General features: G+C 63.6%; 21 protein-coding genes, 1 pseudogene and 1 riboswitch. Of the genes and pseudogenes, 6 read left to right on the top strand and 16 right to left on the bottom strand.

Annotation, left to right across the window (positions count from 1 at the left end):
• Window positions 1–30: 30 nt before the first annotated feature.
• Together AB3G45_RS24305 and AB3G45_RS24300 are read right to left on the bottom strand one after the other, a co-directional pair.
• Window positions 31–2,613 carry a hypothetical protein gene (locus AB3G45_RS24305; RefSeq protein WP_133036879.1) on the bottom strand — a complete coding sequence of 861 codons (2,583 nt, stop codon included), beginning with the start codon at window positions 2,611–2,613 and terminating at the stop codon, window positions 31–33.
• 281 nt (window positions 2,614–2,894) lie between these two features.
• Window positions 2,895–3,194, bottom strand: coding sequence for a hypothetical protein (locus tag AB3G45_RS24300; RefSeq protein ID WP_133036880.1), 300 nt, complete (start codon window positions 3,192–3,194; stop codon window positions 2,895–2,897).
• 585 nt (window positions 3,195–3,779) lie between these two features.
• Between AB3G45_RS24300 and AB3G45_RS24295 the strand changes: the two genes are divergently transcribed.
• Both AB3G45_RS24295 and AB3G45_RS24290 read left to right on the top strand, forming a co-directional pair.
• Window positions 3,780–4,757, top strand: coding sequence for a hypothetical protein (locus AB3G45_RS24295; RefSeq protein WP_367832977.1), 978 nt, complete (start codon window positions 3,780–3,782; stop codon window positions 4,755–4,757).
• Between the two features lie 239 nt (window positions 4,758–4,996).
• Window positions 4,997–5,521, top strand: coding sequence for a hypothetical protein (locus AB3G45_RS24290; protein WP_367832976.1), 525 nt, complete (start codon window positions 4,997–4,999; stop codon window positions 5,519–5,521).
• Window positions 5,522–5,578: 57 nt separating this feature from the next.
• Here the strand turns inward: AB3G45_RS24290 and AB3G45_RS24285 are convergent, their stop codons facing one another.
• The 4 genes from AB3G45_RS24285 to AB3G45_RS24270 form a co-directional block, all read right to left on the bottom strand.
• Window positions 5,579–5,731 carry a hypothetical protein gene (locus AB3G45_RS24285; protein ID WP_367832975.1) on the bottom strand — a complete coding sequence of 51 codons (153 nt, stop codon included), beginning with the start codon at window positions 5,729–5,731 and terminating at the stop codon, window positions 5,579–5,581.
• 34 nt (window positions 5,732–5,765) lie between these two features.
• Window positions 5,766–6,047, bottom strand: a complete 282-nt coding sequence (locus AB3G45_RS24280) for a hypothetical protein (protein ID WP_367832974.1) — start codon at window positions 6,045–6,047, stop codon at window positions 5,766–5,768.
• Window positions 6,044–6,358, bottom strand: a complete 315-nt coding sequence (locus tag AB3G45_RS24275) for a hypothetical protein (protein ID WP_367832973.1) — start codon at window positions 6,356–6,358, stop codon at window positions 6,044–6,046. Before AB3G45_RS24275 ends, AB3G45_RS24280 begins: the two co-directional genes overlap by 4 nt.
• A 381-nt stretch (window positions 6,359–6,739) precedes the next feature.
• Complete coding sequence (locus tag AB3G45_RS24270) at window positions 6,740–8,386, bottom strand: recombinase family protein (protein ID WP_367832972.1); 1,647 nt, start codon at window positions 8,384–8,386, stop codon at window positions 6,740–6,742.
• Between the two features lie 50 nt (window positions 8,387–8,436).
• On the opposite strand from AB3G45_RS24270, the pseudogene AB3G45_RS24265 reads away from it, so the two are divergent.
• Window positions 8,437–9,336: pseudogene (locus AB3G45_RS24265) on the top strand (YifB family Mg chelatase-like AAA ATPase); the annotation flags it as partial.
• Window positions 9,337–9,436: 100 nt separating this feature from the next.
• On the opposite strand, the gene cysK reads toward AB3G45_RS24265, so the two are convergent.
• The 4 genes from cysK to dut all read right to left on the bottom strand — a co-directional run bounded on the left by cysK (window position 9,437) and on the right by dut (window position 12,593).
• Window positions 9,437–10,405: a cysteine synthase A gene (gene cysK / locus AB3G45_RS24260; RefSeq protein WP_367832971.1), complete on the bottom strand. Its 969-nt coding sequence runs from the start codon at window positions 10,403–10,405 to the stop codon at window positions 9,437–9,439.
• A gap of 130 nt (window positions 10,406–10,535) precedes the next feature.
• Window positions 10,536–11,153 (bottom strand): LysE family translocator, encoded by a 618-nt coding sequence (locus AB3G45_RS24255; RefSeq protein ID WP_367832970.1) that lies wholly within the window; start codon window positions 11,151–11,153, stop codon window positions 10,536–10,538.
• A gap of 74 nt (window positions 11,154–11,227) precedes the next feature.
• Entirely contained in the window at window positions 11,228–12,115 is an 888-nt protein-coding gene (locus AB3G45_RS24250) for a GNAT family N-acetyltransferase (RefSeq protein WP_367832969.1), read from the bottom strand.
• A 4-nt stretch (window positions 12,116–12,119) separates the two neighbouring features.
• Window positions 12,120–12,593: a dUTP diphosphatase gene (gene dut / locus AB3G45_RS24245; protein WP_367832968.1), complete on the bottom strand. Its 474-nt coding sequence runs from the start codon at window positions 12,591–12,593 to the stop codon at window positions 12,120–12,122.
• A gap of 93 nt (window positions 12,594–12,686) precedes the next feature.
• On the opposite strand from dut, the gene AB3G45_RS24240 reads away from it, so the two are divergent.
• Both AB3G45_RS24240 and thiD read left to right on the top strand, forming a co-directional pair.
• Window positions 12,687–14,267 carry a peptide chain release factor 3 gene (locus AB3G45_RS24240; RefSeq protein ID WP_367832967.1) on the top strand — a complete coding sequence of 527 codons (1,581 nt, stop codon included), beginning with the start codon at window positions 12,687–12,689 and terminating at the stop codon, window positions 14,265–14,267.
• 56 nt (window positions 14,268–14,323) lie between these two features.
• Window positions 14,324–14,420: riboswitch (TPP riboswitch) on the top strand.
• 42 nt (window positions 14,421–14,462) lie between these two features.
• Window positions 14,463–15,272, top strand: a complete 810-nt coding sequence (thiD, locus tag AB3G45_RS24235; RefSeq protein WP_367832966.1) for a bifunctional hydroxymethylpyrimidine kinase/phosphomethylpyrimidine kinase — start codon at window positions 14,463–14,465, stop codon at window positions 15,270–15,272.
• 3 nt (window positions 15,273–15,275) lie between these two features.
• Here the strand turns inward: thiD and AB3G45_RS24230 are convergent, their stop codons facing one another.
• From AB3G45_RS24230 to AB3G45_RS24220, 3 genes are all read right to left on the bottom strand, one after another.
• Window positions 15,276–15,893 carry a LysE family translocator gene (locus tag AB3G45_RS24230; protein WP_367832965.1) on the bottom strand — a complete coding sequence of 206 codons (618 nt, stop codon included), beginning with the start codon at window positions 15,891–15,893 and terminating at the stop codon, window positions 15,276–15,278.
• A gap of 77 nt (window positions 15,894–15,970) precedes the next feature.
• Entirely contained in the window at window positions 15,971–16,765 is a 795-nt protein-coding gene (locus AB3G45_RS24225; protein WP_367832964.1) for an AraC family transcriptional regulator, read from the bottom strand.
• 3 nt (window positions 16,766–16,768) lie between these two features.
• The gene (locus tag AB3G45_RS24220) at window positions 16,769–17,173 is read right to left on the bottom strand and encodes a GFA family protein (protein ID WP_367832963.1); all 405 of its coding nucleotides are present in this window, start codon (window positions 17,171–17,173) and stop codon (window positions 16,769–16,771) included.
• A 273-nt stretch (window positions 17,174–17,446) separates the two neighbouring features.
• Between AB3G45_RS24220 and AB3G45_RS24215 the strand changes: the two genes are divergently transcribed.
• Window positions 17,447–18,268: a class II glutamine amidotransferase gene (locus AB3G45_RS24215; RefSeq protein WP_367832962.1), complete on the top strand. Its 822-nt coding sequence runs from the start codon at window positions 17,447–17,449 to the stop codon at window positions 18,266–18,268.
• On the opposite strand, the gene coaBC is transcribed toward AB3G45_RS24215, so the two are convergent.
• The 3 genes from coaBC to AB3G45_RS24200 all read right to left on the bottom strand — a co-directional run bounded on the left by coaBC (window position 18,261) and on the right by AB3G45_RS24200 (window position 20,813).
• A complete protein-coding gene (gene coaBC / locus AB3G45_RS24210; RefSeq protein ID WP_367832961.1) occupies window positions 18,261–19,466 on the bottom strand; it encodes a bifunctional phosphopantothenoylcysteine decarboxylase/phosphopantothenate--cysteine ligase CoaBC in 1,206 nt (401 codons plus the stop codon). The genes AB3G45_RS24215 and coaBC overlap by 8 nt on opposite strands.
• Before the next feature lie 186 nt (window positions 19,467–19,652).
• Window positions 19,653–19,880: a hypothetical protein gene (locus AB3G45_RS24205; RefSeq protein ID WP_367832960.1), complete on the bottom strand. Its 228-nt coding sequence runs from the start codon at window positions 19,878–19,880 to the stop codon at window positions 19,653–19,655.
• A gap of 129 nt (window positions 19,881–20,009) precedes the next feature.
• Window positions 20,010–20,813 carry a potassium channel family protein gene (locus AB3G45_RS24200; RefSeq protein WP_367832959.1) on the bottom strand — a complete coding sequence of 268 codons (804 nt, stop codon included), beginning with the start codon at window positions 20,811–20,813 and terminating at the stop codon, window positions 20,010–20,012.
• Window positions 20,814–20,834 lie beyond the last annotated feature (21 nt).

Raw genomic sequence — 20,834 nt, 5'->3', positions numbered from 1 at the left:
GATGGAAGTCGCCGGCCGGTATTTTCAGCGTCAGAACCGGACGGCTGGAACCTGCTTTTCGGTTGCAGCAGATGCGTCCTCGGCGGCGTAGATTTCTTCGGCCGTCTGGCTAATGAAACGTGTGTCCAGCAAGGCGGCCCTGTAGTGATCGCCCAACAGCACCACGCCGCAATCATTTCCCAGATAGTTCTTCGGGAACACGGTCGTTTCATACCATTGAGACGGTACCGCACAGGCGTGGTCACCGAACTCGAAAAGGCGTCGGATCATCGGATCGTCGGGCGCTTCGAGCCAGACATTCATGCTTCCGGACGTGAATGACGGGTGACCGAATTTCCCTGACATGCCGTCGGCAAATGCGCTGGAGCCTTTCTTCAGGTCGCCTGAACGCATCGTCCGGTAAATGGCCGCAACGGCGGGTCGACCGTCATTGCCATTGGCTTGGAAGACCAGAAGATGATCCTCATCAGGGTAGGTGCGCGATGCAAAGGCGAAGGTCAGCCCCGGTGAGACGACCGGCTCCAGCCTGAAAGTTCCCGGCAGTTCGGACGACACGCCGAACTGTGCACCAGACAAGCGAATTTCCACCAGCTTCTCCAGAGCGTCCATGCCGCCGGATGCGTCAAAGGGCATATCGGCCGTGATGCAGTCCGCAGCCAACAGGGCATCATATCTGTCCCGGACGATATCGATCCGGGTTTGGGCAATCTCGGCGTCGGCTTCTTTTTGTTGAGCTTCCAGACGTGCGCGGCTTTGAGCGACGGTCGGCTCATCAGGACCGAAAGCTTCTTCCTCCTTCTTTAGCCCCTCATATCCGAGCTGGATGTTATGAAGGCGGATATCAAGGCTCCCCAACCGCGCGTCAAGCAAACGTGACACCTCGGCAAGGGTCTGCGAGCAACGCTCGCTATCGGCACCCGATGCCGGCGGCGCGGTGCGAGTCTCCCCGCCGTATGCTTCCGTCAGCAGCTTGCGCGCCTCATCGATCGGCATTCCAAGCCTGATGCCGAGAATGTCGAAACGCGAGCCGGGATCGGTTCTATCCTGAGGCGCGGTCTGGTCGATCTGCGGCAGTTCCCTGCGGGTTTCGGTGCCGTCCCCGTGCCTGACGTGAAGCGCGACCGGATGCACTTCCACGACCATGACGGCCTTTCCATTGCTGCTGCTCCTTATAGCCGTATGCAAAATCTGCACTTCGAGCCGGACTTGGTCGGGTTCGGCGTACCCGGTCAAAAGGGCCTCGTCCCGCCAAAGGTGGGCACCACCCGCCGACAGAGCAAACACCATGTACGATGCCTCATCGACTCCGTGATCCGTGTTGATGAAGGCGAAGCTGCCGGGCGACGCATCGCGGGCCAGCTCGATCAATTCTCCGCCGCCGGAATAAACGGCTTCGCCGCCATGAGCCCAGAAGTTACGCAGTGTCCGTTTCGCGGTGCCGTGGTGCAGGACGCGATCCATCAGCACATGGTCGCCCTGCTTCGGCGCATTGCGATCTATCCATTGGACGAAGGCGTCAAGGTCCGCCGCTGTTGGCTTTACATCCCTGTCGAGAAGCGTGCGGGGAATGACCGGCGGGAAACTGATCTCTCGGCCGGATCGAAGAGCCGCGCGCTCGTCTTGCCGGCGCACCGTAAAAAGGCGGGCGATCACCGGCTCCGACTGGCCGATTTCAGGAACCATCCGGGCAATCATGATCCGTTTGGCGAAGTTGTCGATGACGGGGAGCGATCCCTGTGCTGCGGGGTCCTCGCCACCGTATATGCGAACATTGTTGGGATGCGGAAGTGCGAGCAACGGGACCGTCAGCCCATCGTCGGCGTAGATCGCCTGATCCACCAGTTCCACGTCAAGCCCCAGATCCCATTGATCACCAACACGATCCAGACGGGCGTCCTTAACGACATAGCGGATTCCGAGCGTGGGGCGATAGTCGATCCCGGCCTGCAGCACACTCGGGAAGCTGCCTTCGATATACCGGCGTGCCTCGTCCTCGCTCATGGGCAATTCCAGAAACATTGCATCGAACAGAGGGAGTGCCTGCTGGATTTCGTCGAGGGGCCTCTCTCCATTCCTTACGATGGTCAGCGATGCCTTCGCGTGATCATAAGGCCGGAACTCGATCGGGAATGAACTGGCGAAGACCAAGGGCAGTTCCGGTGCCAGCGCAAGCAAAGCCGAACGATGAGCGTCGAGGAACGCGCGGCGGCTGTCGTCCTGCTGAAACTCATTGTCGCCACGCCAGTACGGAACACGCATGCGCATGGTGACATAGGGTTCGAGCGCTGATTCCGGAAGAAAGTAGCGCGCAAAATTCATCGTGAGATCGCGATCTTCGATGACATTGGGGTCAGCCATCAACGCCAAAAGAAGCCGCAACCGTCCACGTATATCTATGCCGCGTCGTTCCGGGAAGAACGCAATCCCCTCGGAAACCTCGAAGCCGATCCTGCGAAGTGTTGCTGCGGTCTTTTCGTCGATGGAGGGAAGCGACACATTTCCGGAAAGTGCAGAGGAATTTGCTCCTTCTTGTGCATTGCCTGTGCTAGTTGCTCCCAACACGGCAACGATGGACAGCACCATCACGACGGTAAATCTAAATATCTTCCCCATAAACATCCCCATCCACCCCGATAGCTTTTGAGTATGGTCGTCAGCATCGGCATGGAGGCCAAAACATCAAGTGAAAATTTAATCACTGGTTAACCTTCGCCCTATCCGACAGGGACGTGCACGACGCTGAAAATACCCGACGGAAGCAAACTAGGCGCGGTTACACCTACAAAGGATATCGCGTTTCTTATTTAGTGATCTCGGATAGGTCGCGGCAACGGCTCTCCACGACGACCGCAGTTCGTGCAAGACTTCGCCTCTGATCGCATGCGTGGATTTCCTCAGCCGATCTCGTTCCGGACATCCCAACCGAGTTCATGAAATCCTTGATGGTGTAACCGCCTGGCATCGGCGATGGCCGATTGATGATAGTCGGAAATCACCCGATTCAGCCTGCCTTTCGTCTTCTGATTTCTCAACACGGCGACACTCGACGTCTTGCTTTCGGATGAGCGGGCCGCGATTGCGATGTCTAGGCCGCGGAGATATGTCAGGGCCGTCTGCCGCCGGTCGTCGTCGACGATGGCCGGCAGATGCGCATCGACGGCGTCGCGCAGAATGTGAAGAATGACAGATTCCATCGGTGTCCTCTATTACTCCGGCCGCTCATGTCCTGCGGCTACGGAAATTGTGCGGCAACCGGCGGCTGGGTGCAAATCGATGGCGGATGGTTTCACGGCACTCTGAAGGGATTGGTGGCGTCGCCGGTTGGCTGTGCAGAATTCTGCAATAGTCAACGGCCCTCGCCTAAGTCGCTGACATACGGCTTGGCTCGAAGTTGTATCGCACCTGTAGGGACGTGGCTTGGGGGGGCAACTACAGTGCAGTCGAAAGAGCCCCCGACCTCAGTTGGCGCATCATCCTAAGTTAAGGTTCAGGTAGAAGAATGTCTGATGCGGAAATAATTTCCGGATTATGGCTCCGGCCAAGCCAAAAATCGTCCTAAGGTTGTATTTAGGTGGATGTAGCAGCCTCCTTATCTGCCCTGCGTCAACTTGTCGCACGTTGTGCGATTTTTGACAATTTAAGGTCCCAAAAAATCCAATAAAATCAGTAAAAGATATTTATAATCAATGGCTTGATAGAGGTGCGGATTTGACATACCGTAGCGTTCGGGCGATCATGGAGGTACAGCAAACGTGCTGGATAACCAAAGAGGATCACATATGAGCAAAGTCATCAAGCTGAAGGAAGACAACCAGGAGAAGGTAGTGACTGGGCCAGCAACAGGAGTGTCGGCGGCGGCCGACCACCGTGCGCCCGAGGCGACGGACGCACTCCGGCGCGCGACCGAAAAAATCGTCTCGCTCAACCGGGATTCCACGCATCACGCCTTCGAGCTCGGCGCCTGCTTTGCCGAGGTCAAGGCGCTTGTGCCGGAAAAGGGCTTCGGTAGGTACCTCAAGACCTTCACCGACTATACCGTTCGTTCGGCCTGGAATTACATCTCCATCTATGAACGGCTCGGAGCCTATCGCGATACTCTCTCCCAGCACGCGGTCCTGCCGACGGTGATGTTCGAGCTGGCCAAGGGCGAACCCGCGCAGATCGAGACGGTGATCGCGCGGATGGACGACGGCGAGCGCATCAAGGTCAAGGATGTCCGGGAGATGCTCGGCACGAAGCCGAAGCCGAAGAGCGACACGGCGATCCTCAATGTGGGTGGCCCGGCCGGACTTCGCAAGGTCGCGCAGTGGAAGCTCGACCAGGATGCCGTAAAGTTCGGCGGGCTGGTGTCGGAGGTGCTCAAGGAGGTCGAGAAGGCGCTGGAGCCGTCTGCCGTCGGAAGGGCCGTGTGGAAGAGCCCACTGCAGAAGAAGGTCGTGCATGACTGCCGGCATGCATACGATCTCATCAACAGCATCGCCGCGCCTCTCCAGCCCCAGATGGTGAAGATCGATCATTGGCGGCCGGCCAATCTTCCCGACGGTACTGGCTGGCGTGAGGTCCAGAAGCTGCTCTACCGGATGGGTGGGGTCGAGTGCTGGCCCGGTCGCGTCGACTTCGTTCCCTGGCTTCAGAATGAAGTCGTGCCGCTGCTGCGCTTCGCCATCCACGGTGAGCCGCTGCCTGGTGAGGTGGAAGGTGCTGGCGATGTCGATGGGGAAGCCAAGCCCGAACAGAGTACGCGCCAGGCCGCCTGACGCTCAGCACTGTCTCCAAACTCAAGGGCTCCGCGCAATCGCGGAGCCCTTGAGTTTGGGGCCTTCCGGTTGCCCCTCGGACACGGTGATCTTCTCTAGGCATACTCTCCAGTGACTCGGCGGGGCTTCGGCTCCGTTTTTTTGTGGCTTGCGTGACCGACGACCACGATCGCATCACCACAATGGAGGGGAACAGCATGCTTAGATTTGCAGCCGCACTAGCTCGGGGGCTTGCCACGATGGGCAGGGACTTCTGGAATTCACTGCCGACGATCGGGAAAACGTTCGATGATATGATCAGTTGGCCTTTCCGCGCGATTTTCGGCGGTGGCATGCCGCTGCCGCACTACGAACCGACGATGGCTAGGGCCGACGTCGGCGAGGTCCTCACGAAGGCGCGGGAAAAAGCCGCCGCGTCGGTGCATGTGTTCGACCCGAGCGGTATCGAGACCGTGAGGAAATTCTGCAAGGCCAAGAAGGACGACCGTTACGACATGGATATCTCCGCCGTGCTGGCGGAGTCGAGGGCGCTCCTGCTGTCGATGAGCGGCGATGAACTGCAGGCGCTGGGCAAAGCCTCGCCGGGGCAGATCAAGCGGTTTCTTGACGGCAAGCGCCATGGGATCGACGGTGTGCCGGTCGTAGGCGTTCATGCTCCGTATCCCGCGAACGACCGTTCTCCGCGATCGTCACTCGACTATCGCCGTTGGAAGGCTGAGGCCCATCTCAAGCGTAATATCGAGGACCGGTTCAAGCTTGGATGACTTGTGCAAGGATAGCTTGCGCAAATGGAAAGCCCGCCATCTCGGCGGGCTTCGTCATTATGGCATCTCGTCACCTTCGTCAGGAGGTACGTCAGGTGCACGGTCGAAGATTTCGAGTGCGGCCTGTCGCTTGGCTTCCTGATTCTCTTGGAACAGCTTCGCGAGTGTCTCGGCCTGTTCCTTGACCTCGGCTTTGGTCGGCTGCGGCATCGAGAGACCTGCATCGCCAAGAGCGACAAGAAGGTCAGCGGTGTCTCGGAGGCCGAGCTTTGCGCATGCGACGCGGGCGGACATCATTCCGGCAGCATACTGATCGGAGGGCTTCTCGAGGGGTAATGTCTCCAGAAGCGATGATCGCGTCCATGTCGGCGAGCACGTCGTCGATATCCTCGACTTCGCCAGCCTCAATCTCTCGGAGCCCTCGGTTCACCGCCAAGAACCGCCCGTGATTGTGCGGCTCCTCGTATGCGAGATCGCCAAAATACTGCTTCAGCAGTTCCCATTCCTCGTCGGTAATCTCGATCATGCGCGCCCCCGTGCGGCCATCATGTCGATAACCTCCTGACGCTGGCGGCAGGCACGGCGCAGAGATGCAACCTCGACTTCGAGTTCCGCGATCATCTCGACGGCGGTGCGTGCGAGGTCCTCCATGTCGTCGGCGTGGGCCGTCGCGGCTCCGAGAGCGTCGTAGTAGGCATTCTGGCGACGAGCCTCGGCGGCGGCATCCAGGCCTGCCGTGATAGCGCTTGCGAGGCCGACGACACCTGCGGCGATCATAGACATGCCTGCGGCGTTGCCCATTACAGCCGAGTATGCGGGATTGCCAAAGCGTGCCATGTCTGCCTCCGTCAACAAAGTTGCTTATACATAATAAGACGCGGAATGGTTGCATTTTCAACTAGGAGAAACAGGTATGGCGATCGGAACGTTAATGGAGCCCACAGTGAGGCATCCGGTATTTGTCGAGCGTCGGCGCGAGGGGCCACCCGACGTCGCAGTGGAGGGAGAACTCGATCCGCAGGACCTTCGCGCACGAGTCGTCGGATGTCCGTATTCATCTTCGTTGTAACAATGCTGTCGCGAACGCACGCTTGGATCAAGGGCAGCTTCTCACAAGTACATGATGGCGATCCTCACTGGATTTGATGTGGGCTTCGGCCCAAACGGTCTCACACTCATCGCGGGGCAATTTGGGTTCATAGCGCTCGGACGATGCCGTTAGTTCAAGCCCGATGCTCCACCCATGCCAACGAAGAACTGGTCAAGCTGTTTGTCGTCGGGATTTTCTTCAAGCAGGATATAGACCCCTGTGGGGTCAGCCCTCCATGCATATGCTATGTTGGAATTCACTTGCCAGTAGTCACGTTGGGGAAGCGCGGCCACGGCGCCTAATATTGGATCGCAATCGATGCGATCGATTAGCTTCCGGAGAATTGATGACAATCGGATACGAATACTCCGCTTCTCCTCGCCGTTAGCATTGGCGAGTTGGGCAGATAGGGCGATAGCGTCCGTTAGCCTGGCAATCACGCTTGGGCTGGCTGCGAAGGCAGCGGCTTCGTTCTCCGCCTTTCCCAATTCAATCTGTTTGGATTGTAGCTGTTCGATCAGGCTTCTGAAACGGCCTACGGCAGCTTCATCTCCGGTTTCTGCGAGTGAAATCAGGTGACCACGGCGTGTTTCAAGGTCTTCTACTTCTGCTTTCAGGGCCGCGATTTTATGGGCTGCCTTAGTAGTTGTGTCGTCTACCTTGGAGAATGCTTGGGCATCAAGTGCTCCTACGGTTGTCAGGACGGCCCGTTCAAGTCGGTCAACTCTCCACGTGCGACTATTACCGCAGCCAGCGTTTCGACGGTAACTTGAGCAGGAGAGGTATACTCCACCCTTCGGCGGCGGCCCTTTATCCACGACATGCATTGAACCGCCACAGGCTGCGCATTTGGCAAGGCCCTGTAAAATGTGCGCTCCTTTGTTACCTCGCCGCCCTCCGGTTTGCTGGCGTCGAGAGCCTAACGCTGCTTGCGCACGCCAATAGGTCTCGTCATCAATGATCCGGGGATAAAAATCGAGGATTGGCTCCCCCTCGGGCCGTCTATTGCGCGCTCTGTGTGTACCAGTATGAGGTTGATATTCACCAAGCACGGCCCGGTTTTGAACAATCTTGGCAATGCTTGAGGTTTGCCAGCCATTGCCTCCCCGAAAGGTTGGAACACTCTCGGCGTTCAAACGGCGAACAATCTCACGACGGCCAAGGCCTTCAATCGTCTCTCTGAATACGCGATGAACTAAGTCCACCCTCTCCCTACGCTTGTGGAACTTGCCATCCCTTAGCTCCAGCCATTCAGGGCAACGTGGAGTAAGTGGGCGCTTTTCGTTTCGCGCTTCTTCCCGTTTGCGTCGCCACGCCTTTCCTACGCGCTCACCTTTCAATCTACTCTCTTCGTGTGCCCTAGCCATCACTGCTAGGGAAACGATCAGTGGTGTCCAATCGTTTCGAAGCCGATCAGAGGAATACTCCTGTTGATCGCTAAGGGTGACAACGATGACTCCAGCGCGGATCAAATCGAAAAAACGAGGAGCGGCATCGATAACCGCTTCTCGGGAAAGACGATCCAAGCTTTCGACGATTAAATAGGAGCCTTCCTCAATGTCACCCTTCTCGACCAAGTCGAGGAAAGATCGAAGAGCACCCTCCACACGATTCATACCACGGTATGCGCTAACCCCTAGATCGCGAAGGGTATCATCCAGTTCAATTCCTCGCTCCGCGCACCAATTCTCCGCACCTTCTGTTTGTCGACGAAGGGAGTCGCCTCGCGCCTGTTCGGGGCTGGAGAATCGAATATAGGAGTATGCTTTCTTCATGATCTTTCAATTCTGGTCAGCAATCAGTTAGATGTCAATTAATGTAGCGCAATCTCCTGATGGTCGGCCCGCCCGGCTCGGGAAAGTCCATGCTCGCCGCCCGCCTTGCCGCCATCCTGCCGCCGCTCTCGCCGCGCGAACTTTTGGAAGTTTCGATGATCCATTCCGTCGCCGGCCAGCTCTCCGGCGGCCGGCTGTCGGATCGCCGCCCCTTCCGCGCGCCGCATCATTCCGCCAGCATGGCAGCGCTCGTCGGCGGGGGCGCCCGGGCAAGGCCCGGCGAGGTATCGCTCGCCCATAACGGCGTGCTCTTCCTCGATGAGCTGCCGGAATTCTCGCCGCAGGCGCTCGATGCGCTGCGCCAGCCGCTCGAGACCGGGGAATGCATCATCGCGCGGGCGAACCACCGGGTGAGCTATCCCGCCGCCATGCAGCTCGTCGCGGCGATGAACCCCTGCCGCTGCGGCATGGCGGGCGAGCCCGGCCGGGCCTGCGCCCGCGGCCCGCGCTGCATGAGCGATTACCAGGCCCGTATTTCCGGCCCGCTGATGGATCGCATCGACATCCGGATCGACGTGCCGGCCGTCTCGGCGACAGACCTCATCCGCCCGATGGCTGCCGAGGCGAGCGAGACCGTCGCCCGCCGCGTCGCCCGGGCCCGCGCGCTGCAGGTCGATCGCTTCGCCCGGCTCGGCATGGCCTCCGTCACCAGCAATGCGCGCGCCTCGACCGCGCTGGTCGAGAAGGTGGCGGAGCCCGATCCCGGTGGCCTCCAGCTTCTGCGCGATGCGGCGGAGAAGCTGCATTTCTCCGCGCGCGGCTATCACCGCATCCTGAAGGTCGCCCGCACGCTCGCCGATCTCGACGAGGCGCCGGTCGTCGGCCGCATCCATCTGGCCGAGGCGATCTCCTACCGCATCGCCGGCGAACGGCTGTCCGCGGCGGCGTGAGCCGGGAGCGTTCTCAGCCGAAGCGGCATCGCTTCGGCGTCGGACGCTGCGATCCCGGCAGCCGGATTTCACCAGGATCGCGCGTGCGCGGCGGAAGGCGTCAGCCGCCGAGGCCTTCGAAGAGCGCGGTGGAAAGGTAGCGCTCGGCGAAGGAGGGGATGATGACGACGATGGTCTTGCCGGCATTTTCCGGCCGGCTGCCGACCTTGGCGGCGGCGGCGAGCGCGGCGCCCGAGGAGATGCCGACCGGCACGCCTTCGAGCCGCGCCACGAGGCGGGCATTGTCGAAGGCCTCGTCGTTCGTCACGGTCACGACCTCGTCATAGATCGCGGTGTCGAGCACGGCCGGGGCGAAGCCGGCGCCGATGCCCTGGATCTTGTGCGGGCCGGGATTGCCGCCGGACAGGACCGGACTGTCGGTCGGCTCGACGGCGATGACCTTGACGCCGGGCTTCCTCGCCTTCAGCACCTGGCCGGCGCCGGTGATCGTGCCGCCGGTGCCGATGCCGGAGACGAGGATGTCGACCGCGCCGTCCGTGTCGTTCCAGATTTCCTCGGCGGTCGTGCGGCGGTGGATCTCGGGGTTGGCCGGGTTCTCGAACTGCTGGGGAATGACCGCGCCGGGAATGGTGGCGGCCAGCTCTTCCGCCTTGGCGATCGCGCCCTTCATGCCCTTCGGGCCCTCGGTCAGCACCAGTTCGGCGCCGAGCAGCGCCAGCATCTTGCGCCGCTCGATCGACATGGTCTCCGGCATGGTGAGGATGAGGCGATAGCCCTTGGCGGCGGCGGCGAAGGCGAGCGCGATGCCCGTATTGCCCGAGGTCGGCTCGACCAGCGTCGAGGTGCCGGGCGTGATCCGGCCCTCGGCCTCCAGCGCCTCGATCATCGCCACGCCGATGCGGTCCTTCACCGAGGCGATCGGGTTGAAGAATTCGAGCTTTGCCAGAAGGGTGCCCGAGACGCCCTTTTCCCTGGCATATTTGTCGAACCGCACGAGCGGCGTATCGCCGATCGTCTCGGTGATGGAGGCGTAGATACGGCCGCGGCCGGGCTTGCGGGTGTCGGTCATCGGATGCTCCCTCGGTTCTCGTTCCGGAGAGGATAGGAGCGAATGGCGCCGGAGACGAGTCCGGATTTCGCGACAAAAGCGCCGAAAGCGGAATAATCCGGTGGCTATAAGCGCGAAACCGGATGATCCTTCACGCCGCGCGGGTGGCGATATAGGCGGCCGTGCCGGCGAGAATGCCGGCGGCGATCCGGTTCATCCGCTGCAATGCCTTCGGCTGCTTCAGGAGAAGCCGGGCGCGCGAGGCGAGCGCGATATAGGGCACGAGCACGATCAGGAGCACGACGAAGGTCGCGGCGAGCAACAGGCCGTAGTCCTCAAGGCCGATCGCCCCGAGATCGACCAGCGTCGGCACGAGCGCGACGTAGAACAGCATGGTCTTCGGATTGCCGAGCGTCACGAACAGGCCGGAGAGGAAGGACAAGGTCATGCTGGTCGAGGCGCGCGCCTCGATGTTCTGCGGGATGAGGCCGCTCGTCCAGAGCTTCCAGGCGATATAACTGAGATAGAGCGCGCCCGCGATCTTGATCAGCATGAAGGCCGTGGTGAAGGTCTGGGCGATGAAGGCAAGGCCGAGGATGACCGCCGTCAGGTAGATCATGTCGCCGAGGATGAGGCCGAGCCCCATGAAGAAGGTGGGCCGGAAGCCGGAACCGAGCGCCCGCGCGACGATCGCCGTGATGCCGGGACCGGGAATGATGGCGGCGATGAACAGGGCGCCACAATAGGCGAGCAGGACGGCGACGGTCATGGCGAACTCCGAAGGATCGCGCCCTTCTAGCGCAAATCCGGCCAAAGCGCGAAGCGGTTTTACCGCGCCGCTTATCAGAACCCGGCCGTCGGCGGCAGTGCGAAAGGCTGTTTCGGCAAGAGGCTTTCCGCCGCGCGCAGCATCAGCACCATGTCGTCCGCATCCGGCACGGCCGTGCCCGCCCAGCCGAGGTGATCGGGCGCAAAGCGCACGGTGACGCGGGGAGGGGCGATGCGCAGGCTCGCCAGGATATCCGCAAGGCGGGGAATATGCGCGCCGACGATGTCCAGCAGCTCGAAGCCGCCGTCCTCGCCGATCTGCCAGGCGATTACGGCATTGGCCTCTTCCATGAGGTCCAGCCTGATATCCGGCGTCAGCGCGGCGTTGAAGAGGAACATCTCCTTCTGCCGGAGCGGCGCGAACCGGTCCGACACCGGCCGGCGGCCGTCGAGCAGGCGGCCGAGCAGCGTCATGTCGGCCTCGCTGCCGATATCGAGCCGGCGGAGCGGGCCCGCCCGTCCGCCCGCCGGCGCCGACCCGGTGAAACGGTGCTGCGCCAGCGCGCGAAACCCGTAGCGACGGTAGAGGTCCGGCGTATCGGTCAGCAGCGCCACGGCCTCGAACCCTTCCGCATCGCAGTGCCGCAGCGCGGCCTCCATGACGTCGCGATAGAGCCCCCGGCCGCGATGCTCCGGCCGCACGGCGCCCGATTGCAGGCCCGCGGCGCGCACGAAGGTGCCGTCGACGACGAGCGGCAGCGAAAAGGCGGTTATATTGGCGATGCAGCGACCCGCGCCGTCGAACCAGGCGAAGGGAACGCTCGTCGGATCCGGCCCGCCGAGCCGGTCCAGCACCGTCACATCGATGCCGAATATGTCCTCGAGGAGGCCGGCGAACGCCAGCCAGGCGGCCCTGTCGCCGAAATAGTCCGAGCGGAAGCAAAGGCGCTTTCGGTCGGGCACCGCCCTAGCGCACGCCGGTGGACCCGAAGCCGCCGGCCCCGCGCGTGGTCTCGCTCGCCGTCTCCGCCTCGTGCACGGCGACCTGCGTGACCGGGGCGATCACCATCTGCGCGATGCGCATGCCGCGCTCGATGACGAAGGGCTCTTCGCCGAGATTGACGAGCAGCACCTGCACCTCGCCGCGATAGTCGCTGTCGATCGTGCCGGGCGTGTTGAGGCAGGTGACGCCGTTCTTGAAGGCAAGGCCCGAGCGGGGGCGGACCTGCCCCTCGTAGCCCGACGGGATCTCGAAGACGAAGCCGGTCGGCACCAAGGCACGCTTGCCGGGGGGGAGCGTCAGCGGCCGGTCTTCCCCCACGGCGGCGCGCAGGTCCATGCCGGCGGCGCCGCCCGTCTCGTAGGCGGGAAGCGCGATGCCCGCGCCGTGCGGCAGGCGGAGAAGGTTGAGCGTGGGTCGGGCGGGAGCATGTGCGTTCATGCGCCCATAAGCCGGCCGTAGTCCCGCCCCGTCAATTGCATCTTCCCGGCGGAGTCTGTAAAGACCGCGGCAACTCACAGGATATTGCAGAAAATGGCCGAAACCCTTGCAGAGGCGGTCTCCCGCCGCCGCACCTTCGCGATCATCGCGCACCCGGACGCCGGTAAGACGACCCTCACGGAAAAGCTCCTGCTTTTCGGCGGCGCCATCCAGCTCGCCGGCGAGGTGAAGGCGAAGAAGGACCGCATCCAGACCCGTTCGGACTGGATGAAGATCGAGCGTGAACGCGGCATCTCCGTCGTCACCTCGGTGATGACCTTCGAATATGACGGCAACGTCTTCAACATCCTCGATACGCCCGGCCACGAGGACTTCGCCGACGACACCTACCGCACGCTGACGGCGGTGGACGCGGCCGTCATGGTCATCGACGCCGCCAAGGGCATCGAGCCGCGCACGCTGAAGCTCTTCGAAGTCTGCCGCCTGCGCGACATCCCGATCATCACCTTCGTCAACAAGATGGACCGCGAAAGCCGCGACCCGTTCGAAATCCTCGACGAGGTGGAGGAGAAGCTGGCGCTCGATACCGCCCCGGTCACCTGGCCGGTCGGCCGCTCGAAGACCTTCTGCGGCTCCTATCACCTCGCCGACCGCACCTTCCGCGGCTCGGATACGCAGGTGCAGCCGACGAGGATCGACGATCCCGCGGAGGTGGCGAAGAACCTGCCGGAAAACGAACGGGCCGTCTTCACCGAGGAGCTGGAGCTTGCCCGCGAGGCCTGCCGGCCCTACGACCAGGAAGCCTTCCTCGAAGGACACATGACGCCGGTCTTCTTCGGCTCGGCGCTCCGTAATTTCGGCGTGCGCGACCTCATCAACGCGCTCGGTGCCTTTGCGCCGCCGCCGCGCGACCAGGTGGCGGACGTGCGCAAGGTGCACGCCTCGGAAGACAGCATGACGGCCTTCGTCTTCAAGATCCAGGCCAACATGGACCCGAACCATCGCGACCGCATCGCCTTCGCGCGCGTCTGCTCCGGTATGCTGGAGCGCGGCATGAAGGTGCGCCTTGCCCGCACGGGCAAGACGATCGGCCTGTCGGCCCCGCAATTCTTCTTCGCCTCGCAGCGCCAGCTGGCCGACACGGCCTATGCCGGCGACGTGGTAGGCATCCCCAACCACGGCACGCTCCGCATCGGCGACACGCTGACGGAAGGCGAGGCGCTAGTCTTCGAGGGCGTGCCGAACTTCGCGCCGGAAATCCTGCGCCGCGTGCGTCTGGAAGACGCGATGAAGGCCAAGAAGCTGAAGGAGGCGTTGCAGCAGATGGCGGAAGAGGGCGTCGTGCAGCTCTTCTCGCCGGAAGACGGCTCGCCCGCCATCGTCGGCGTCGTCGGCGCGCTGCAGCTCGACGTGTTGAAGGAACGGCTTTCGACGGAATACGGCCTGCCGGTCTCCTTCGAGATGTCGCGCTTCTCCGTCTGCCGCTGGATCTCGTCGGACAGCGCGGCGGAGCTGGACAAGTTCGTCACCCAGCGCCGCGGCGATATCGCCCGCGACCTCGACGGCGACCCGGTCTTCCTGGCACAGGACGCCTTCTCGCTGCGCTACGAGGCGGAACGCTATCCGGCGATCAAGATGGTCGCCATCAAGGAATATCACGTCACCAAGGCGTGATCGGGCCGGGGTCCTGCCACTTTCGGCGTGACAGGCGCCCCTGCATTTGCGAGAACCGTTCGAGACAGGGGCGTCCGCCGGAAGGCGGGCTGAGAAGCACCCTTTGAACCTGAACCGGATCATGCCGGCGGAGGGAGTCGAACGGGTGCCGCATCGCCGTCGCCCCGAGGCCGCCCCTGCCGAAAAGGAGGCGAGATGGCCGACGCAATCGCAAACATTCTCTCGATCGCGGGCTCCGATCCCTCGGGCGGCGCGGGCATCCAGGCGGATATCAAGACCTTTGCCGCGCGCGGCACCTATGGCATGGCGGCGCTGACGGCCTTGACGGCGCAGAACACGCAGGGCGTTTTCGGCGTGCATCTCGTACCGCCCGATTTCGTCGCCGCACAGATCGCCGTGGTCTTCGCCGATATCCGGGTGGATGCGGTGAAGATCGGCATGATCGCCTCGGCGCAGATCGCCGAAGCGGTGGCCGCGGCCCTGTCGCCGCATCGCGAGGTCCCCATCGTGCTCGATCCGGTCATGGTCGCCAAGGGGGGCGCCTCGCTTCTGGCGCGGGAGGCCGTGGCGGCGCTGACGCAACGGCTCTTGCCGCGTGCAAGCGTGCTGACGCCGAACCTACCGGAGGCCGCCGCGCTGCTTAGCGAAGCGGAGGCCGTGGACCGGGCCGGCATGGAGGACCAGGCAAGGCGGCTGCTGGCGCTCGGCCCCAAGGCGGTGCTGCTGAAGGGCGGGCACCTGCCGGGCGCCGAGAGCCCCGACGTGCTCGCGACGCCAGACGGGCTGCACTGGTTCGAGGGCGTGCGGGTGCTGACGCGCAACACGCATGGCACCGGCTGCTCGCTGTCGAGCGCGATCGCCGCCGAACTCGGCAAGGGGCTTGCGCTCGCCGATGCCGTGGCGGCGGCCAAGCGCTTCATCGCAGGGGCCGTGCGGCTGTCGGATGCGCTGACCGTCGGTTCCGGCCACGGCCCGCTGCATCATTTCCACGCGTCCGCGACCTGAGCGTCAACGGTCCGCGAGCGCGAGCCTGAGCCCCATGAAGCCAAGGGCGGCGGCAAAGCCGCGCTGCGTCCATGCGATGAGCTTCGGCCGGCTCAGCACCTGCCGGCGCAGGCCGGCGGCGAGCGCGCCATAGCCCACGAAGACGAGGAAGGTGAGGGCCATGAAGACGCCGCCGAGGACAAGCATCTCGCCCGTCGCCTCGCCGGAGGCGCCTGCCGGGATGAACTGCGGCAGGAAGGCGAGGAAGAACAGCGAAAGCTTCGGGTTGAAGATGTTGGTGAGGATGCCCTTGCGCACGATCCTCGACGCTTTGCCGGCCGGCGTCTGTTCGGGGCCGAGGTCCAGGGCATTGCTGTCCCTCAGCAGACTCCAGGCGATGAACAGGAGATAGGCGACGCCGATATAGCGCAGCACCTCGAAGGCGAGCGCGCTGGCATGCAGCACGGCAGCAAGGCCGGCGACACTGGCGAGGATATGCGGAACGATGCCGAGGGTGCAGCCGAAGGCGGCCAGAACGGCGACGCGGAACCCGCCGCTGATGCCGAGCGCCAGCGTATAGATCACGCCGCTGCCCGGCAGGAGGATGACGACGAGCGAGGTGATGAGGAATTCCAGGGTCATGTCCGGTCCCGTGCGATTTGAAAGGCGGCAGGGAACACCGGAAGGGCGCCGGGGTCTTGAACGAAATTGCAGGCGGTTCAGGCGCGGGCAGCGAGATAGGCGCCAGGCGTGTAGCCGTAGCGGCGGGTGAAATTGCGCGTCATGTGGCTCTGGTCGGCAAAGCCGGCCGCGGCGGCGGCCTCGGCGAGCGGGGTGCCGGCGGCGATGAGCCGGCGGGCAAGTTCGGTGCGGCGCTGGAGCAGGTAGGCGTGCGGGGGCAGGCCCGTGAGCCGGGCGAAATCGCGCACCAGCCGGAAGCGTCCGAGCCCGCAATCGCCGGCAAGGTCTTCAAGCGTCACGGCCGAAGCGGGGTCGCCGTCGAGCCGGTCGCGGGCGCGATTGATGGCTGCCGGGCCGTCCTGTCTCGGCGTCTCTTCGCGCAGCACGGCGGCAAGCAGCAGGAGAAGCTGCTCCTCGCGGCCGAGCGAGGTGGCCTGCTTGTCGAGAAGCAGGGCGAGCAGACGGGAAACCAGGCCCCCAATGCGCCTGTCGTCCAGTACCGGCGCGTAAAATTCCTCGCGCGGGCGTCCTTCGAAAATATCCTCCGCCGCCGCGCGGACGATCGCCGGCTCCAGATAGAGCATGCGCCAGGCGCGCGGGGCATCGCCGAGCGGCGCGCCGTCATGCACCTCGCCGGGGTTGACGGTGATCGTGTTGCCGGCCGCCGCCTCCACCAGTCCGCGTCCGCTGGCCGATTTCTGCGCGCCGCGTTCGATGAGGCCGATGCCGTAGGTCTCGTGGGTGTGGCGCGCGAAGCTGTGCCGGCTGTCGGCGAAAACCGCCTCGATGCCGTCGAGGCCCGTGCGGACGATCTGGAAACGCTCCCTCGCCACGCTTCAATCCCGTGCGACGCCGGGAAGCGCCGCCGTCTCCCCGAACCAGTCGAGGGCCGAGCGGCACCAGATCTGGCTTTTCGGGGAGAGCGCGGCGCGCTGGTTGATGCTGCCCCAGCGGATGCCCCAGGTCGCCGCGTCCTCGTCGGTGCCCGTCGTGAACAGCGGCGAGCCGCATTCCGGGCAGAAATATTGCAGGCGCTTGCGGCCGTTCCCGGCGGTCTTCGTATAAAGTTTCGGCGGATTGCCGGTGAGGCGCACGGCCTCGCGCGGGACGCTCGCGGTGACGCGATAGGGCGAGCCGGTCAGGCGTTGGCAATCCGTGCAATGACAGATGGAGACCGCCTCGGGGTCGATCTCCGCCTCGTAGGTCACGAAGCCGCAATGGCATTGGCCGTCGATCCGCATGGTCCATCCTCCCGCCGCGGGGCATGGCGGAAGGATAGGGCTTACCGGCGGCGCGTCAATGCGCCGGCCTGACGAAGGTGCGGCTCACAAAAACATGTTCCGTCGGAAACTGCGCCTCTCGCCGCTGTGGTCATAATGACACGCATGGTTTCGGCCCGTTTACATTCGTTAACGCATTTTTACCCATTTGCGTTGAAAATCCGGGCAGTGCCATGGTTAATGCGTCGGGTCCACCACCGGTCCCCACCGGCCTTCGAGAGCGAGAATAGCGTCATGTGCCGTTGGGCAGCCTATCGTGGAGAGCCGCTTTTCCTTGAGGAACTGGTGTCCTCGCCCGCTCATTCGTTGATCGAGCAATCCCATTGCGCCACCCGCGCCAAGACGGCGACCAATGGCGACGGTTTCGGCATCGCCTGGTATGGCGAGCGCCCGGAGCCCGGGCGCTACCGCGATATCCTGCCGGCCTGGTCCGATTGCAACCTCAGGAGCATCGCCAGCCAGGTCCGCTCGCCGCTCTTCCTTGCCCATGTGCGCGCCGCGACGGGCGGCGGCACGCGGCGCGACAATTGCCATCCCTTCGTCCACGGCATCTGGTCCTTCATGCACAACGGTCAGATCGCCGATTTCGAGCAGCTGCGCCGGCCGCTCGAAACCATGCTGGACAACGATCTCTACACGGCCCGCACCGGCTCGACCGATTCGGAGCTGCTCTTCCTGCTCGCCCTGCAGTTCGGCCTTGCCCGCGACCCGCTCGGCGCCATGGCCGAGACGATCGCCTTCGTCGAGCGGCTCGCCGCCCATCTGGAGCGCCGCGTGCTCGTGCGTTTTACTGCCGCCTTTACCGATGGCGACCAGCTCTATGCGGTGCGCTATGCGACGGACTATGCCGCGCCGACCCTTTATGCCGCGCCGATGGGCGCGACTGGCGGCTATTGCCTGGTCTCCGAGCCGCTGAACGACGACACGGAAGCCTGGGTGGAGATTCCCGACGGCAGCGCCGTCGTGCTCGGCGAGAACGGCGTCGACGTGCGCATCTTCTCCCCCGCCGGCCGGCCGGCGCAGGCGATGGAAGGCCGCCTCGCCCTCGTCAGGTAAGCCGTTCGGCGATCCACCCGGCGAGGCGCCCGGCGACCTCGTCCTTCGAAAGGTCCGGCCATTGCTCGACGCCGCCGGCGGTGATCAGCTTCACGCTGTTGCGCGTGCCGCCCATGATGCCCGTTTCCGGCGAGACGTCGTTGGCGACGATGAGGTCGGCGCCCTTCTTCTGCAGCTTCACCCGGCCGTTGCTCTCGACGTCCTGCGTCTCGGCAGCAAAGCCGACGACGACCGCCGGGCGCTTGGCATGGTGGCCGACGGTCTTCAGGATATCGGGGTTCTCGGCGAGTATCAGCGGCGGCGGGCCTTCGCCCGATTGCTTCTTGATCTTCTCCGTGTTCGGCGTCGCCACGCGCCAGTCGGCGACGGCCGCGACCATGACGGCGATATCCGCCGGCAACGCGGTGAGCACCGCCTGCAGCATCTCGTTCGCCCGCTCGACCTTGACGACCCTGACGCCCGGCGGATCGTCGAGCGTGACGGGACCGGACACCAGCGTCACCTCGGCCCCGAGCCGGGCGAGCGCGGCGGCGATGGCATGGCCCTGCCGGCCGGAGGAGCGGTTGGCGATGTAGCGCACGGGGTCGATCGGCTCATGAGTCGGCCCGGAGGTGACGACGGCCTTGCGGCCGGCGAGCGGCCTTGTTCCGCCGTCGAGGAGGCCTTCCACGGCAGCGACGATCTCGAGCGGCTCGGCCATGCGGCCAAGACCCGCCTCGCCGCCTTCCGCCATCTCGCCGGCATTGGGGCCGACAAAGGCGAGCCCGTCCCCGCGTAGCGCCGCGACATTGCGCCGGGTCGCCGGATGCGCCCACATCTTCGGGTTCATGGCGGGGGCGATGAGCACCGGCCGGTCGGTGGCAAGCAGCACAGCCGAGGCAAGGTCGTCGGCAAGGCCGTTCGCCATCTTCGCCATCAGGTCGGCCGTGGCGGGGGCGACGACGACGAGGTCGCAGTCGCGCGCCAGCCGGATATGCCCGACATCCTGCTCGTCCTCGCGGGAGAAGAGATCGGTATAGACATGGCCGGCCGAAAGCGCGCCGACGGCAAGCGGCGTGACGAATTGCTGTGCGCCCGCCGTCATGACCGGGCGAACCTCCGCGCCGCGCTCGCGTAGCCGGCGGATGAGGTCGAGGCTCTTGTAGGCGGCAATGCCGCCGGACAGGACGAGGAGGATGCGTTTTCCAGCAAGCGGCATGACGGGTCCCGAACAATTCCAGCAAAAGTGCTGGAGCGGTTTTGCGCCCGCAATGGCGTGAAAACAAGACGCCGGAGCGTTTTCATGCGTCGCAGGAGCGCGGAAACCCATCTCCCGGTACATGAGGTGCACGACCCGTCCTGTCTCGTCGCGGCGGCGGTTCCCCTCGTCCTGGCCGGCAAGACCCTAGTGGCAGACCTTCACCTTCTTGATGATGAGGTTGCCGTAATAGTCGTATTTCTTGATCTTCTTCCAGAAGCACTTCGGCTTGTGGCCGTAATAGTGCGTGGCAAGCTCGACGGCGCTTTCCGGTCGGATCGTCGCGGCATCCGGCATCATGCCGGCGAGCGACGGTGCGGCAGAAGCACCGAAGGATAGGGCGGTAATGGCTATGGAAACAAGGATAGTGCGCATGGACGGCTCCCCTCTGGTCCATTGGAGAATACGGTCTTGCAATGCGGGTGTGCCGGTTAATCCGACTTTTCTAAAGTAGCACCTTTCCCGGCGCGCGAAAACAGCCGGGGCGGGCCAAGACAGGGTGGTTCAGGCGCCCTCGTCCGGAATGTTCAGCACATGGCCGCAGGCCTTGCAGTGCACGGCATCGGCCTCGTGGCGCGACAGGCCGCATTGCGGGCAGGGGAAGTTCACCTTGTAGGGCCGGACGATCGCCTGCGCGAGACGAACGAAGAGCGAGATGCCGATGATCATCGTGAGGATGGAGGTGAGTTTTCCAAGCGTGCCAGGCAGGATGATGTCGCCGAAGCCGGTGGTCGTGACGGTGGCGACGGAGAAGTAGAGCGCGTCGACGAAGCCCTCGAAGCCCTTCGCGCCGTAGAAGAAGTTGCTGTAGACGAAGCCGGTGACGAGGAAGAGGAAGACGAGGAAGTTGACGCAGGCCTGGATGACCTCCTCCTTGTCGCCGTGGCCGATGCGGTGCAACAGCAGCGTCACCAGCTTGCTCTGGCTGATCGCCCAGATGCGCAGGACGCGCAGGAAGGCGAAATTGTGCAACTGGCCCGGAAAGAGCAGCGTGCCGAGCACGACGATATCCACGAAGGTCATCGGCCGCATCGCCCAGTAGCGCAGGTTGGGCGCGATCAGCGCCCGCGCGGCCAGCTCGAAGGCGATGACGGCGGCGATGAGGTAATCGACGATGATATAGGCCGATCCGCTGCGCAGATACGGTCCCGCGATGAAGAAGCCGAGGATCGCGAGATCGACGAGGAGCATGGCGACCTGAAAGCGGATTGCCTCCCGGTCGCGTCCGAAATAGAGCCCGCGCAACTGCCGGCGCACCCGTTCGAGAAAGGGTTGCGGTTCCGTTGCGATCAGCGGTTCGTCGGCCATGACGGGAAGACTAGCGCGGGC

Source organism: Shinella sp. S4-D37 (assembly GCF_040812195.1).
GTDB lineage: Bacteria > Pseudomonadota > Alphaproteobacteria > Rhizobiales > Rhizobiaceae > Shinella.
Note: the sequence above shows the minus strand (reverse complement) of the source record. Positions and strands in the feature narration are given on the sequence as shown.